The sequence below is a fragment of the Tolypothrix sp. FACHB-123 genome (assembly GCF_014697075.1).
Taxonomy (GTDB): Bacteria; Cyanobacteriota; Cyanobacteriia; order Cyanobacteriales; family Nostocaceae; genus Aulosira.
The window spans coordinates 1-13,976 of the sequence record NZ_JACJRE010000002.1 but is presented as its reverse complement, the minus strand read 5'-3'; the positions used below and the strand labels follow the sequence as shown (position 1 = coordinate 13,976).

General features: G+C 40.9%; 16 protein-coding genes and 1 pseudogene. 5 read left to right on the top strand and 12 right to left on the bottom strand.

Going from position 1 to position 13,976, the window contains the following annotated elements; genetic code table 11:
- Positions 1–157 precede the first annotated feature (157 nt).
- Entirely contained in the window at positions 158–733 is a 576-nt protein-coding gene (aat, locus tag H6G41_RS01425; protein ID WP_190742931.1) for a leucyl/phenylalanyl-tRNA--protein transferase, read from the bottom strand.
- Between the two features lie 105 nt (positions 734–838).
- Between aat and H6G41_RS01420 the strand changes: the two genes are divergently transcribed.
- Positions 839–1,168 carry a hypothetical protein gene (locus tag H6G41_RS01420; RefSeq protein WP_190742929.1) on the top strand — a complete coding sequence of 110 codons (330 nt, stop codon included), beginning with the start codon at positions 839–841 and terminating at the stop codon, positions 1,166–1,168.
- Between the two features lie 134 nt (positions 1,169–1,302).
- Here the strand turns inward: H6G41_RS01420 and rpsN are convergent, their stop codons facing one another.
- The 5 genes from rpsN to H6G41_RS01395 form a co-directional block, all read right to left on the bottom strand.
- Positions 1,303–1,605 (bottom strand): 30S ribosomal protein S14, encoded by a 303-nt coding sequence (rpsN, locus tag H6G41_RS01415; RefSeq protein ID WP_190742927.1) that lies wholly within the window; start codon positions 1,603–1,605, stop codon positions 1,303–1,305.
- A gap of 97 nt (positions 1,606–1,702) precedes the next feature.
- The gene (gene nth / locus H6G41_RS01410; RefSeq protein WP_190742925.1) at positions 1,703–2,392 is read right to left on the bottom strand and encodes an endonuclease III; all 690 of its coding nucleotides are present in this window, start codon (positions 2,390–2,392) and stop codon (positions 1,703–1,705) included.
- Positions 2,368–3,465: an RIP metalloprotease RseP gene (rseP, locus tag H6G41_RS01405; RefSeq protein WP_190742923.1), complete on the bottom strand. Its 1,098-nt coding sequence runs from the start codon at positions 3,463–3,465 to the stop codon at positions 2,368–2,370. The genes nth and rseP overlap by 25 nt, the downstream gene beginning before the upstream one ends.
- A gap of 238 nt (positions 3,466–3,703) precedes the next feature.
- The gene (gene serS / locus H6G41_RS01400) at positions 3,704–4,984 is read right to left on the bottom strand and encodes a serine--tRNA ligase (RefSeq protein WP_190743305.1); all 1,281 of its coding nucleotides are present in this window, start codon (positions 4,982–4,984) and stop codon (positions 3,704–3,706) included.
- A 204-nt stretch (positions 4,985–5,188) separates the two neighbouring features.
- Entirely contained in the window at positions 5,189–5,764 is a 576-nt protein-coding gene (locus H6G41_RS01395) for a DUF3611 family protein (protein WP_190742921.1), read from the bottom strand.
- Positions 5,765–6,362: 598 nt separating this feature from the next.
- Between H6G41_RS01395 and H6G41_RS01390 the strand changes: the two genes are divergently transcribed.
- Together H6G41_RS01390 and H6G41_RS01385 are read left to right on the top strand one after the other, a co-directional pair.
- Positions 6,363–6,710, top strand: a complete 348-nt coding sequence (locus H6G41_RS01390; RefSeq protein WP_190742919.1) for a PadR family transcriptional regulator — start codon at positions 6,363–6,365, stop codon at positions 6,708–6,710.
- 59 nt (positions 6,711–6,769) lie between these two features.
- Positions 6,770–7,300, top strand: coding sequence for a cofactor assembly of complex C subunit B (locus H6G41_RS01385; protein ID WP_190742917.1), 531 nt, complete (start codon positions 6,770–6,772; stop codon positions 7,298–7,300).
- 429 nt (positions 7,301–7,729) lie between these two features.
- Here the strand turns inward: H6G41_RS01385 and H6G41_RS01380 are convergent, their stop codons facing one another.
- Positions 7,730–8,047: a DUF3155 domain-containing protein gene (locus H6G41_RS01380; protein WP_190742915.1), complete on the bottom strand. Its 318-nt coding sequence runs from the start codon at positions 8,045–8,047 to the stop codon at positions 7,730–7,732.
- A 281-nt stretch (positions 8,048–8,328) separates the two neighbouring features.
- Between H6G41_RS01380 and H6G41_RS01375 the strand changes: the two genes are divergently transcribed.
- Positions 8,329–9,660: an ATP-binding protein gene (locus tag H6G41_RS01375; RefSeq protein ID WP_190742913.1), complete on the top strand. Its 1,332-nt coding sequence runs from the start codon at positions 8,329–8,331 to the stop codon at positions 9,658–9,660.
- A gap of 150 nt (positions 9,661–9,810) precedes the next feature.
- Here H6G41_RS01375 and H6G41_RS01370 read toward each other — a convergent pair whose 3' ends face one another.
- The 5 genes and pseudogenes from H6G41_RS01370 to H6G41_RS01350 all read right to left on the bottom strand — a co-directional run.
- The gene (locus H6G41_RS01370; RefSeq protein WP_190742911.1) at positions 9,811–11,052 is read right to left on the bottom strand and encodes an S-layer homology domain-containing protein; all 1,242 of its coding nucleotides are present in this window, start codon (positions 11,050–11,052) and stop codon (positions 9,811–9,813) included.
- A 456-nt stretch (positions 11,053–11,508) separates the two neighbouring features.
- Entirely contained in the window at positions 11,509–12,198 is a 690-nt protein-coding gene (locus tag H6G41_RS01365) for a conjugal transfer protein TrbI (RefSeq protein WP_190742909.1), read from the bottom strand.
- Between the two features lie 472 nt (positions 12,199–12,670).
- The gene (locus H6G41_RS01360; RefSeq protein WP_190742907.1) at positions 12,671–12,940 is read right to left on the bottom strand and encodes a DUF2171 domain-containing protein; all 270 of its coding nucleotides are present in this window, start codon (positions 12,938–12,940) and stop codon (positions 12,671–12,673) included.
- A 44-nt stretch (positions 12,941–12,984) separates the two neighbouring features.
- The gene (locus tag H6G41_RS01355; protein ID WP_190742905.1) at positions 12,985–13,200 is read right to left on the bottom strand and encodes a hypothetical protein; all 216 of its coding nucleotides are present in this window, start codon (positions 13,198–13,200) and stop codon (positions 12,985–12,987) included.
- A 329-nt stretch (positions 13,201–13,529) separates the two neighbouring features.
- A pseudogene (locus tag H6G41_RS01350) lies at positions 13,530–13,715 on the bottom strand (Uma2 family endonuclease); the annotation flags it as partial.
- Between the two features lie 12 nt (positions 13,716–13,727).
- Between H6G41_RS01350 and H6G41_RS01345 the strand changes: the two are divergent.
- A complete protein-coding gene (locus H6G41_RS01345) occupies positions 13,728–13,943 on the top strand; it encodes a PIN domain-containing protein (RefSeq protein WP_242037776.1) in 216 nt (71 codons plus the stop codon).
- The last annotated feature ends 33 nt before the right edge of the window (positions 13,944–13,976 follow it).

Here is a 13,976-nt window from a genome sequence, read left to right as displayed (position 1 = left end):
GAATTGTGAATATTATTAACTTCACTTCGCTATCGTTACGTTCGTAATTAGGACTTACGCATAAAACTTCTCAAATTCTTATTTCTCTGTGAACTCTGTGTTCTCTGCGGTTTATTTTTCCGTTTTCCTTGCGTAAGTCCTATTACCAGACATGATATTACTTAAAATCGCAGGGACTTTGTAACGCTTTTTGAAGTAGGGCTTGATATTCTTTATCGCGAACTCTATAAGCTCCAAATCGCGCCAAATGGGGATTCATCATTTGCGCGTCAAATAAGACAAATTGCTTTTGACGCAATCTCTCCACCAACTTTACCATTGCTACCTTTGAGCCTTCAGGAATGCGGTAAAACATCGATTCGCCAATAAAAGCACCTGCGATCGCAATTCCTAAAATTCCCCCAGCCAGTTCGTCACCTTGCCAAGTTTCAAAACTAAAGGCGTAACCATGCTGGTAAAGTAGCTGATATATTTCCTTTAATTCTGGTGAAATCCAAGTAGTCTCGCGGTTAGCACAACCAGCTACCACCGCCGGAAAATCACGGTTAATGGCGACTGTAAACCGTTCTTGGTTCAAAACTCGCCGCAGAGATTTAGGATAGCGAAATCTGTCATCTAAAGGAATCAATGTGCGATCGCGGCTACCATACCAGCCCAAGCCTCCATAGTCATCAGCCATGAGAAAATAGCCTTGAGCATAACCTTGAATAATCGCAGCGATATCATATTCCATAGTGAAGATCGCAATAAAAAACATATTCAGAACGCAATTTGATGGTAACAGTCATCCTCTGCGTTCCTGGAAATTTCTCTTTGTATCCCTGTGCGTTTAAAAAAAATGACAGAACCAATACCACCAATCACTCTACCACCATCCGAAAATCCCCAACTCGAAGGCGAATGGTTACAACAACGCCTGCTGCGGTGGCTCGATACAGAATTTTTGCCAGAAATAGTTAATCAAAAAATTTCTCAACGCGCCGCCCAGATTTTTGTCCGCCAACGAATGGAAGGAGAAAACGATCTCGGTTCTCTGGTAATTGCCATTGTCACAGAGATGCAGGCGTTTGATTTTTCTAAAAGCTTTTATGGAGAGTTTGCGATCGCCAACGCCGTCAGCGATCTACTCTTAGAAAGTCTGGGAATCGATCGATGTTGTGGTCAATAAACGAAGTCCATAGTCAAAAGTCCATAGTCAAAAGTTCAAAAACTATTGACAATTGACCCCTTTGGGGTTCGCCAGTCGCTCATGAGGGAAACCCCCAAGACCGCGCTGGCTCACTATTGACCAATGACTAATGACTACCAGCTAGACTTAACCACTCCAGGTAACAAACCCTCGTGCGCCCATTCCCGCAGGACGTTCCGAGACAGCCCAAAGTCACGATATACACCTCTAGGACGACCTGTTACCCAGCAACGATTGCGACGACGGTTAGGTGCGCTGTTACGGGGTAATTGTTGAATTTTGCGGTGAATTTCTAACTTTTCTAGGGGAGATTCAGCATTTTGGAAGTCTAACTGCAAAGATTCCCGCTTTTCAGCATACTTTTCTACCAATTTAGCGCGCTTTTTCTCGCGCTCAATCATGCTCTTTTTGGCCATAGATTCTCTAATTTATTTAAAGACAGCATTTTCCATTCTACAGTTAGGACAGGTTTTTAACCTTCATTCCTAGCAATTCTAGGGCTGCTATTATAGCTTAGCCTACTGACGTTGGCTTATTAGCATTTGGGCACAAATCTGCTAATTCACAAGCAACACATAAGGGAGAACGTGCTTTACATACAGCCCGTCCGTGATAAATCAGGCGAATTGACCAATTTTCCCAATCTGCTTGTGGCAATAACTTCATCAAATCTTGCTCAATATGAACTGGGTCTGTATGCTTTGTCAAACCCAAATGATTGCTGAGGCGCTTAACGTGAGTATCAACTGTCACTCCAGCATTAATCCCATAAGCATGAGCTAAAACTACATTAGCCGTCTTCCGCGCTACGCCAGGAAGTCGTAAGAGTTGCTCCATTGTATTAGGGACTACAGAGTTAAACTCACACACAATCATTCGACAAGCGCCTTGAATATTCTTAGCCTTATTTCGATAAAATCCTGTCGAACGTACCAATTCTTCTAATTCTGCTAAATCAGCATTAGCCAAACTTTCAGCATCAGGAAAGCGAGTAAATAAAGCTGGAGTGACTTTATTTACTCGCTCATCAGTACACTGTGCAGACAATATTGTTGCTACCAATAGCTGCACAGGTGTTTCGTAGTTCAAAGAGCAAGTCGCATCTGGATAAAGACGCTTGAGGCGAGTTAAAATTTCTAGCGCTCGTTGCTTCTTAGATGGGGATTTGCGAGTAGCAATCACTGGAACAATTTTTGTACCCACTCCAACTGTATGGTTAATTGAGTAGTTTCTTTCACAATCAGAAAAATACCTAGACCTAACAGTAGCACCAAACCAGTTTGCATAACACCTTCTTGGATGCGGCTAGGTAAGGGCTTACCGCGCAAACCTTCAATCAACAAAAAAGCTAGTTGTCCGCCATCTAAAGCAGGTAGGGGCAAAATGTTGATGATTGCCAAGTTAATACTAATTAAGGCCGCAAAGAAGAACAAACTGCCAGTATCATTTTGGGCAATATTGGCACCAATTTCCACAATTTTAATTGGCCCTGCTACTTGGCCTGCGGTTTCCCCAAAGTTGGTAATTAATTGTCCAAAACCTTTAAAGGTCATCAGTACAATACGCTGAAATTCAGTCGCACCAACTGATAACGCTTCAACCGGCTTAGAAATGGGACGACGCTCAACTTTACCGTTAGGAGAAAGTTCAATGCCAATTGTACCGCCCTTAGATTTCGCTTCTGGAACTACAGTTAGCGATAGTTTTTGGTCACCACGCGTAATTTCTAGTTGAACTGGCTTACCTGCACTAGTTTTAATTAAATCTCTAAAAGCGTCGATTTCTTGCAAAGAAGTGCCAAATTCTCTTTGATTCGCCGCTACTATGACATCTCCTGGTTTAATTCCCGCATTGGCTGCTACAGGACTAGCGTCTGGTGCTAAATGTTGAATTAAAACACCTGGTTGGGTGGCGTGTCCCACACCAACAAAACTAACTTGTCCCACCAACAGCAAATAGGCAAATATTAAATTGGCGATCACACCTGCACTGATGACGATCGCTCGGTCTAATATAGGACGGTTACGCAGCAGATTCGGGTCATTGGGAGGAATATCGCTATCTGGGTCATCATCAGGAAAGCCCACAAAGCCACCTAAAGGAAAAGCGCGGATAGCGTATTCGGTTTCTGTACCTTGGTATTTCCAAAGAACCGGGCCAAAACCTAAAGAAAACCGGTTAACATGAATGCCCTGAGAACGTGCTGCAATGAAATGTCCTAGTTCGTGTACCAAGATCAAAACAGCCAAAACTGCGATCGCTGCTAAAACTGACATAGATCAAACAAGATATTAAGCTATATACATATTCCCATTCTAAAATGTGTCAATCGTTAGCATTGGTCTTGACACCCTGGAATTAAAGATTTTCTCTCTAAAGGTCAATAGTCAGTAGTCAGTAGTCAGTATTCAACAGTCAACAGTCAACAGTCAACAGTCAACAGTCAACAGTCAACAGTCCAGAAATTCTTGACAAATTACAAATGACAAATGACCAATGACAAATGACCAATAACTACAATACTTCCCTCCCTAAATAGGGTTGCAGGACTTCTGGTATTAATACCGTCCCATCTGGCTGTTGATAATTCTCCAAAATTGCTGCCATAGTTCTTCCTACAGCCAAACCAGAACCATTGAGGGTATGGACAAACTGTGTACCTTTTTTCCCTGTTTCTTTAAAGCGAATATCCGCCCGTCGTGCCTGGAAATCAATAAAATTAGAACAACTGGAAATTTCTCGGTATTTCCCTGCTGAAGGTAACCAAACCTCTAAATCATAGGTTTTGGTAGAGGAAAATCCTAAATCTCCTGTGCATAAATTGATTACTCGGTAAGGTAATCGCAACGCTTGTAAAATAGCTTCTGCATTTCCCACGAGTTTTTCTAGTTCATCAAAGGAAGTACTCGGATGAACAAATTTTACCAATTCCACTTTGTTGAATTGATGCAGCCGAATTAATCCCCGCATATCACGCCCATAACTCCCAGCTTCGCGACGAAAACAGGGAGTATAAGCACAATGGTAAATAGGTAAATCTTCCGCATTGAGAATTTCTCCACGGTAGAGATTCGTTACTGGTACTTCTGCTGTGGGAATTAACCACAAATCATCATCAGCACATTTAAAGCTATCTTCAGCAAACTTGGGTAATTGACCGGTTGCTGTCAAAGACTCGCTATTTACTAAAATCGGCGGACTGACTTCTAAATAACCAGCTTCAATTTGACGCGCCAGCATAAATTGAATTAACGCCCTCTCCAACGCCGCGCCAGCACCGATGAGGTTGACAAAGCGACTTTGGGCAATTTTCACAGCCCGCGCCACATTTAAAATACCCAGTTTTTCCCCAATTTCCCAATGGGGGAGAATATTCGGGTTCTGAGGAATATATTCATCACCCCAGCGCCGGACTTCTATATTCTCTTCTTCATTTTTACCAATGGGTGTAGAGTCGCTGGGTAAATTTGGGAGTGCAAGTACCAATTGCTCAATTTCCGCTTTAATCGCTTTTTCTTGCGGCTCAAGTTCGCTTAATTGAGCTTTAACCGAGTTACCCTCATCCCGCAAAGATTGAATTTCTGGCGACTGTGCATCAATTCCAGATTTAATCTTTTGCCCAACAATCTTACCAATTTCGTTACTCCGGGCTTGGAGTTGACTGCGAGTGCCTTCCAATTCCCGTTGTTTTTGATTTAATTCTAATATTGGTTGAATATCGTATTTACCACTACGGCTATTCAAGCGTTCTTGAACTAATTGGGGATTTTCTCGTATTTGCTTAATATCCAGCACAGATTTTTCTTTTATCTTTTGCCTAGTATTTCCTGCCAACACATCAGCATATCCTGATTTTGGTATGACAGCACAGGATTTACAATACAAAATTTAATTAAAAGTAGAAAATGGCGACTAGAGGCTAGGGGCTAGGGAAGGGAGATCAGGAGGACAAGGAGGATATGGGGGACAAGGGAGACAAGGATGACAAATGACCATTGACTAAGGCTTACTAATCCGATTGAGTAGCCACAGCGATGCAATCAACCCTGCAAAGTGAGCCATCACAGTATTGGTATTTGCTTGGACTACAAACATATCCAAACCGCTAATGAATGGTTGGTTACCTTGAGGCGAAAAGATAAATTGAGTTTGGGTAATTGCTCTGGCTGCTAAAGTCCCAACGATCGCTTGTGCTCCTAAAAGAGTCAAGAGGATTCCCACTAAATTTACCATCACACCTAGGCGCAATACTTGTATAGTTTCACTTTTACGCGGTCGGTTGTTGGGATTGGCAGATAGTAGTTGAGCACCTAGTCTGTTGTAACGAAAAGCTAAATAAATTCCTACACCCAAAGTAACTAGCCCACAAATTGCCAAAAAAATGCCAAAGCCTGCTCCTGCATTATTACCCGTACTCCCAGGTCTTTGGCTAGAGATAGCAAATAACAGCAAAATTACTCCAGAAACTACACCTAGTACTAGCTGTATCCAAAAACTAATCCAACCTATCAAACGAAACTTCTGGCCAATTGCTCTAATATTAGAAGACGATGTAATGTCAGAGTTTTGTGACATAAACTGATTACCAATTTACTAGGCACTTTAAAAATATGTGGGCACGGGGCATTAGGGAGCCAGTGCCGTGGGCGGGTTTCCCGACTTGAGGCAACTGGCGTCATGGGGTATTGGGCATGGGGTATTGCTAGTGGCAAGAGTAATTATTATCCCAGATCTAGTCCCTATTCCCTATTGCCTAGCCCCTAGCCCCCATATTCTACGGTCTGCACTGGGATAATCATTGTAAAAAAAGTGTTTATTAACTTTTACAGACAAAATCGCATTTTACCTGTAAAATTTCATCGATGGCATCTTATGCTTAAGCAGTTCTAACCAGCTCGGCATCACTTGACACTAAGGCATTGGCTTTGCCAATATCTTAAATCGCTCCTCACCACATCGTCTTGAGCTTGGGCAGGGATGCATATTCTGTTTCCCTGAAACTCACACACTTGTCCTACAACTTCAACTGACGTGGGACTGATTTATCATGTCTACGCTTTGTAAAATCATGGCTAAGTAGCGCTATATACTTACATAGATTAAAGTATCGCGATATACTAGCTACCAGCATTGTAGATCTCACCCTAAGGCATTTTTTAGCCATTCCCTAACCATGAAACTTGAGGATATATATCAATTCTTTGAGAATCCTCCGCCAACTTACCTCTGTCAGGAACTAGCAGTTTGTTACATTCTGTATGTTTTATTACAAGGTGAATCTTACGGAACCGAGTTGATCCAGCGACTGGAGAATGAATATCCAACCTATCGCCTTTCGGATACCGTACTGTACAGTGCGATTAAATTTCTCGAAGACCAAAGGGCAATAAATGGATACTGGAAGAAACTCGAAGGGCGGGGACGCCCGAGGCGGATGTACCAAGTTTCTCCAGAATGGCAGGCTCAATCGCAAGATTTAGCTCAGCTTTGGCTCGAGTACATCAATCAAAGAACAAAGTAACGAATAATTAATAATGAAATGAATAAGTCCCCTCCAATCAAATAGTACCTGTTTTAGTTATGGATACTGCTATTCTGCCATCCACGTTCCTACTTACCTTGTTGTTGTCGGTTGGGCTGTTTTTCTTTATTCGTGCCTCTACTAAAGAGCGTACGCAGACAGCACAACTGATATCTGAGCAAGATGAAGCCACTTTGATGCCTCAACTCAAGGAGTATTTTCACTCCCGGTCTTATCGAGTGGCAGCGGTAGACCGTGAACAAAACCAAGTGACTTTTGAAGGGTTTGTTAAACCAAGCTGGTTTTTAGCAGTGTTTTTAACACTACTAGCATTTACTGGTTTGGTTTGCTTGTCTCTGGTTTTGTCAATACTTTTTCCAAGCGTTCGTAGCTTATTTTTTGGGCTACTACTGCTCTCTCCTATGAGTGGTATTTTTTATTGGAAAAAAGCTGGAAGACTTGAGAAAGTATCGCTCAAACTGGAATCAACCCCGAATCAGCAACAATCCTCAAGTAAAATAACTGTAATTGCTCATCGAGACGAACTCACAGAGTTGCAGAAGGCACTACAGTTAAAACCTATTTCATAAATTGTGAATTTTTTGCACATCTTTTGGGTACGATATGCTGACTTCTGTCTAAATTTTCCGGAAACACACACTTGGAAGTTGAAATTAGAATCTATAAGATGTCAGTTTCCCTACGATACAAGATCGTAGGGAAATAACTATAGCTGTTGACAGAGCGTCCTGAGCAATCTACCAAATAAACGTGCAGTTTAGCTCCCGTTAGGAAACACTTTTCGCTGGATGCTGACTCCCTTGTTGCTCGCGAAGCTATCAATCAACCCATGCAAACAAGCGTGGCTTGAAACAAGTTGATTTTCCCATTACCTGGAATAGCCCAACTGGCAACTCAGCTACAAAGTAAAAAAATGAAACTTTTACATAACGCGAGCAATTTTGCCAGTTAAATGATTGTCAGAAGCAACATTAAGGCGTAAGATAACCATTTGTAGTTCAGCGACTAGCTAAAGCTAGGGTTTCCTGACCAGCGGGGGCTTCTAAAACCCTCAGGCTGGGAAACAAGAAATGGTTCTCTTCTACGTATTGAGCACCAAACAGACCCTTTTCTGCCCAGAAATACCGATCTGTTGTGTGTTCGTTCCGTTTTACCAGTAGCAACGCAGGTGGCGCGATACCTTCAGCTTGAATAAACTTTCTTGCTGCTGTCACAGGTTTTTCTTCGCCACTTTCGATGCTATATTGAGGCACATGCTCTAGAATTCGACGCCCTTCTTGGCGACGACGACTTTTCCGTTTCCGTCTCCTTGCCAACCTATTTTCCTCCTCTTTCAAGCTATAGATTGTAGTGATAGCTACAAAATCCGTCGTAATTATATAAGTTCTAGTTCAAAAAATCAACAGTTTTTAAGGTTTTGATACAACCAAAAAGATCTCTTTAAAAATAGAGAAATCAAAATTAGGGAATATATAATTCCCTGGGACAAAGCATTACTAAGAAGATTTAGTTAAGCTTTATTAAATGGGCGAGGAACAAAATTACCCTCTTCTTTAATTTACCCCCAATTTCTATAAACTAGAGCAAAATCTGAAAAATGTTAATGTCTGCCAGTTCTGATTTTGTTGCTCTATGCCAAGAGCAAATAGCACTATTGACCCAAGGGCTAGGAGCATCGTTGAGTATTGTCTACTTAACGCAAGAATTGGTGGATGCTCCCACGGGGGAGGCCAAACTGATTCCGGTAGTGGTATATCCAGAGACAGCTATATTAAGGCAAGTTGAGGGAACTGCTAAGGCAAAAATGCCGGAACAACTGACAGTACGAAATGTTTTGGCATTACCAGCGAATCAGGGAAAATTATTAACAGGTAGGGAAGAATCAACAAATTCATCACAGGAGCGCGATACATCAGAGGAATATTTGCTGAGTGAAAACCAAATGGTTTTACCCTTAATTCATGAGGGTGTGATGATGGGGTTATTGGTAACAGGTAGGGAAGATAGGGCTTGGAATGAACAAGAACAAGGCGAAATTCAGAGAATAGCCCAAACTTTAGCGATCGCCTGTATTTTAGATCAGCGTCGCGCCTGGTTACAGCAGCAATTGCATCAACAACAAATCCTGCAAGAACAACAGCGAGATTTGCTTGATAACCTCCTACACCAGTTCCGCAATCCTTTAACAGCCATTAAGACGTTTGGAAAGCTGCTCATGAAGCGCTTGCGGGCGGGAGATGCGAATCGTGATGTGGCTGGTAATATCATCAGAGAAAGCGATCGCTTACAAGAATTACTGCAACAGTTTGACCAAGTAATTGACTTAGCACCTCCAGATGTAGCACAGCGATCGCTTCCAGAAAATGAAGTAGTTGTAGAAGCTACTATTCACCAAGAAGCAAAACTTCCCCTGTTATTACCAGGAACAGGAGAACAAGCAACTAACTGTGCTTTAGTCGAAATATTAGCACCGTTATTAGTATCGGCTAAAGCAATTGCTCAAGAACGAAAGCTGCAATTAATAACTAAAATTCCCCGAAACTTACCTTTAGTCCATGTTAATGTCAAAGCTTTACGAGAAGTATTGAGCAATATTTTAGATAATGCTTTAAAATACACTCCCGCTGGTGGGAAAATTTTGATTGAGGTAGGGCAAGAACAAGAGAATTTACAGGGAATTGCTATTAGCGATACAGGCCCTGGTATTCCCCCAGAAGATTTAATACATATTGGCGAACGTCATTACCGAGGCGTACAGGCGCAAACAGAAATTCCTGGTACTGGTTTGGGATTAGCGATCGCTAAACAGTTAATAGAGCAAATGCAGGGCAAAATAGAAGTCTTTAGCCCTGCATTTAATTCGACAATCGCATCACCCAATGCACCGGGAACAACTTTTGTTATTTGGTTACCAGAAGTTGAGGATTAGTCAAGAGTCAATGGTCAATGGTCAATGGTCAAAAGTTTAATGAAAATTCAACAACTGACTACTGTACGGGCGGGTTCACAGATATCCTCAAATATCCATAACTATCTCCCATAAACCCGCCCCTACTGACAACTGACAACTGACAACCGACTATCTAAGTGAAACTAATAAGTTTTGATTGATGGTCATTTGTAGGTCGGTGTCGGGGTCGATAGCGATGAGGTCAACGCTGTTTTTACCAAAGAATAAGCCAATTAAAGCACCGATACCTGCGCCACCGAGTACTTCTTCTGTGGCGATCGCGCGATCGCCTGTGACGGCGGATACAGCAGCTGCGGCTCCTGCGCCCAAGACAGTATCTTTAATGATGGTACCGACGTTTGTGCCCTTGTTGACTGTTTCTGTTTTGTTAATGACCTCAGAGGTGGCGTTAATTTGATATTCTTGTCCTGTGGTTAACACTAGTTTTTGGGCTACGAATTGCGAACCGCCTTCAGCTGGTTTGAGTTGACCAACTACTTGACTACCTGCGGGAATGACTATTGCACCGTCTTGAGTGATGACGTTTTGCGCAACTGTTAAGGTTAAAGGTGCGGTTTCAGTTTTGGTTACAAGAATTTTTTCTGCTTTATCGTACTTCACAGGGATAGCAGTACCTTGAGGAATTGTCACTGCTACGGGTGTGGGTGTGGTATTTTGTAGCGCTACAACATAGGGTGAGTTAATCGCTGAGGCTTGATTGGAACTAACTAAAGCTTGATAGATAAAAGCTGCTACTTGTGCCCTGGTAGCGGTGCTAGTAGGATTGAGGAACTTAACATTGGGATAGTTGACTACAATTTGTTTTTCAGTAGCAGCTGCGATTGGACTACGGGCGTAGTCAGCAATGTTAGAAGCATCGTTGAAATATTGCAGAGTACTTTCAACATTACTATTAGGGCTATATTCTAAACCATTAGCCAGGGATACTAAAACCTGTTGACGGGGAATTGCTTGGTTAGGTTCAAAGCGATTTCCGGGATATCCTGATAGGAAACCGATGGTATAAGCTTGCTGAATTGCACTTGTTGCCCAATAGTTACTGGGTACATCTGTAAAATTAATTGCTTGCCGTTGTGGTGCTTTTTGGAAAGCTTTGTTTACCATAGCAGCAAATTGAGCGCGGGTTACTGGTTCTTCTGGGCGGAAACTACCATCAGGAAAACCAGCAATTACACCTCTTTGTGATAATTGTTGAATAAATTGTGATGCCCAATAGTTAGAAGAAACATCAGTAAAAGTAGTTTGAGCAAATGAGGGTGTTGCTGTAAATAAAGGTGCTACAGTACCTGTTGTGATGCTCAAAGCCATGAGTGCAGCAGTACCAGATTGCCAACGATTTAAAGCAAACATAGAGTTTTTATCCTATATAATTTATTTTTCTTCTGTTAATTACTTAGACATTTTAGTGAGGTGAATGTTCCTAATTATTTAGTCTTTTTAGGAACCGTGACTTAAGTCATGACTGGTGATAGAGGCATATATATAAAGTCATAAATGAAGTCAAAAAAGCACAATACATAATCTGGAATAATCCTATAATTAACCTAAATTATGTATTGATATTGAATTTCTTTATTCAAAATCTACTACAGCGATCCGGATGAAACTTAGGATGATATTGGATTTGTTAAAATATCACCTATTCTGTAAAAATACTGGTTAAAAAAGTTAATTAAATACAAGTTAATAAAACAACAATTTGGGGAGAGATAAGAATAAAAAAAAATAAGCGATCGCATACATCTAAAAAGTAGCGATCGCGCATTAGGGATGATTACATTCACGACTTAAATTGAATTAAGCCTATTAGCGGGATAGTGCCAAACTAGAGGTCAAAGTAATGTCTAAATCTTGCTGAGGGCGTAAGACGTAAACATCTGCTTGTTTTTTGCGTAACAGTATACTTGCTCCAGCACCAGCCGCCGCACCAATAATAGGTTCTAAAGTTTCGATTCTGCGGTTACCTGTAAGGAGTGAAATTACAGTGGCTGCACCTGCACCTATAGCAGCATCTGTTAAGATCTTACCTGTATCTGCACCTTGAGAGATTCTTTCAGTTTGAGAGTATGTGCGCGAAGTAGCATTAATTTGCTGACGGCGACCAGAAGGAAATACTAATTCTTGGGCGACAAACCGGACACCTTTATTCTTATTATCATTCCTATCATTGGAATAAACTCCACCCAGGTTGACAGGTTCTAATCTCCCAACAACATCAGTTCCTTGAGGAATCAAGACATTTCTGTTCCTATCAATAATGTCGCTTTCTATTTTTAGTGTTAAAGCTAAAGTTTCCCCTGGATTAACAATTACTTTTTCTTTTTCATAAGTAACAGGCAATGTTACATTGGAAGGAATAGTAACTACTCGGGGTTGGTTAATATTGTATTGGGCACTAGCAGGAGCAGAGGAAAATAAAGGAGTAATTGCACCTGTAGTAATTGCCATTGCCATTAAGGCAGCTGTTCCTGATTTCCAACGATCAATAGTTGTCATGGTAGGGTTTCCGTTTCAGTCTCTTGAGATAATTTAAGGACGCAGATTTACTGAAATTGTTTCTGAATATTTTGCAACCTGCCTATAAGAATATTCCGTAGATAAAGTGTTTTTAAGACGCGCATTATTTGCGATCGCTCTTGAGCTTTTCTATGCTGCTAATACGCGCCTATTAATTAGTTCAGTATATATATGAGATATGACAGCAATCGCGATCAGATTGTTCCCGAAGTTTTCATATCTGTGTCAAGCGTGGCAATTAAAAAGATTACGATATCATATGATTCGGCATCTTTTAACTCATAAGGGCGAGAAAACCTCGCCCCTACAATTTGCGATAATTTATTTTTTGGTATTTCCTGAGCAATTGGTCAATACGCTTGGTTTTAGCGCCAAAAATCAGAAAACTTAGACTTTCAAAATTCCATGAATGCAGATATTTGTGCAAAAATCAAGGACAGATAGTTAAAAATTAAGCTCCTGTAGGCTGTTCATTCAGCAATTGAGCCATTGCTTCGTCTACAGTCTTATTGAGATATACAGCACGTTCATCTACTGCTCTTACCCAGTTGATAGGAAACCAGTGATGTTTTCCATCATGAGCATTATTTTTAGTCAATTTGATGTAGTTACCATTTTCTACAGCATCAACATTACCAATATGTGTATCAGATGCTCCTGCTAAACCACCAGAACCTTCTGCATAGACTGGTAGATGTTCTTTAATCTTTGATATCTCCATTTTTAGCCTCTGATTAAATACCTAAAAATTCTCTTCGCCAAAGCTTATTTATTTGTCTGATTTCCTTCCTTAGCTGGACGTTGGGTAGCGGGAGGATAATTAACAGCTTCGTCAACTCTGAGAGTTTCAGTATTAGTTAACTCTTCTGGTAGTAAGTCTTGGGGATTTACTGCTTCATCTACAGCGTCATCAATTACCCCATTAGCATTAACATTGAGTTTGTTAGAACTACCTTTATGATTAGCATGACCGCTAGGCATGATTTCCCCCTAACTTCTATAACCAAACATCTTTAGCTTGGATTTTTGGTTTTAGGAAATATACTATCAGAAGGCTTAGAGGCTTAAAGAGTAAATCCTATCTGTAGTTATAAGCCAATACGGTTCAGTTAAGGATAATTGTAGGTTGGGTTGAACGAAGTGAAACCCAACAAACCCCTGGAAATGTTGGGTTTCGTTCCTCAACCCAACCTACGCAGCTTAATGTTTTTGGCGCTAACTGAACTGTATTGAGTTATCAGCTGATAGGAGTGTGAGTTAGTTTAACTATATCTGTGGTGTTTAAGCGATCGCACTTTTTATTGATAAACTTAGCAGATATATTTTAAATTCAGCACAAATCCAGGTAGTATATCTTCTCCTGATAAAGTAGCAGGAGATTGCAGTATTTCAATATCTTGATTATGGCGATAAATTTCTACTGTTTTAGTTTCTAAATCAATTAACCAGCCTAATCTAGAACCATTAACTAGATATTCTTGCATTTTGTTCTGTAATATCGTGATATATTGTTCAATTCCCAAGGTTTGACGACTATCGAAGTTTCTCCAGATATCGCTGAAACTGCTGCACAATTAAGAGCAGATTACAATTTGAGAACCCCAGATGCTATTCAGATTGCTACTGCTATTCGTGGCGGTGCATCTTTTTTCTTAACCCGTATTCCGCACTTCATTATGAAGCATAAAGAACTACATAGCTGTACTGAAGCAAAAGGTAAATAATAATACAATTAAAAACCAGGAACCAGACATTTA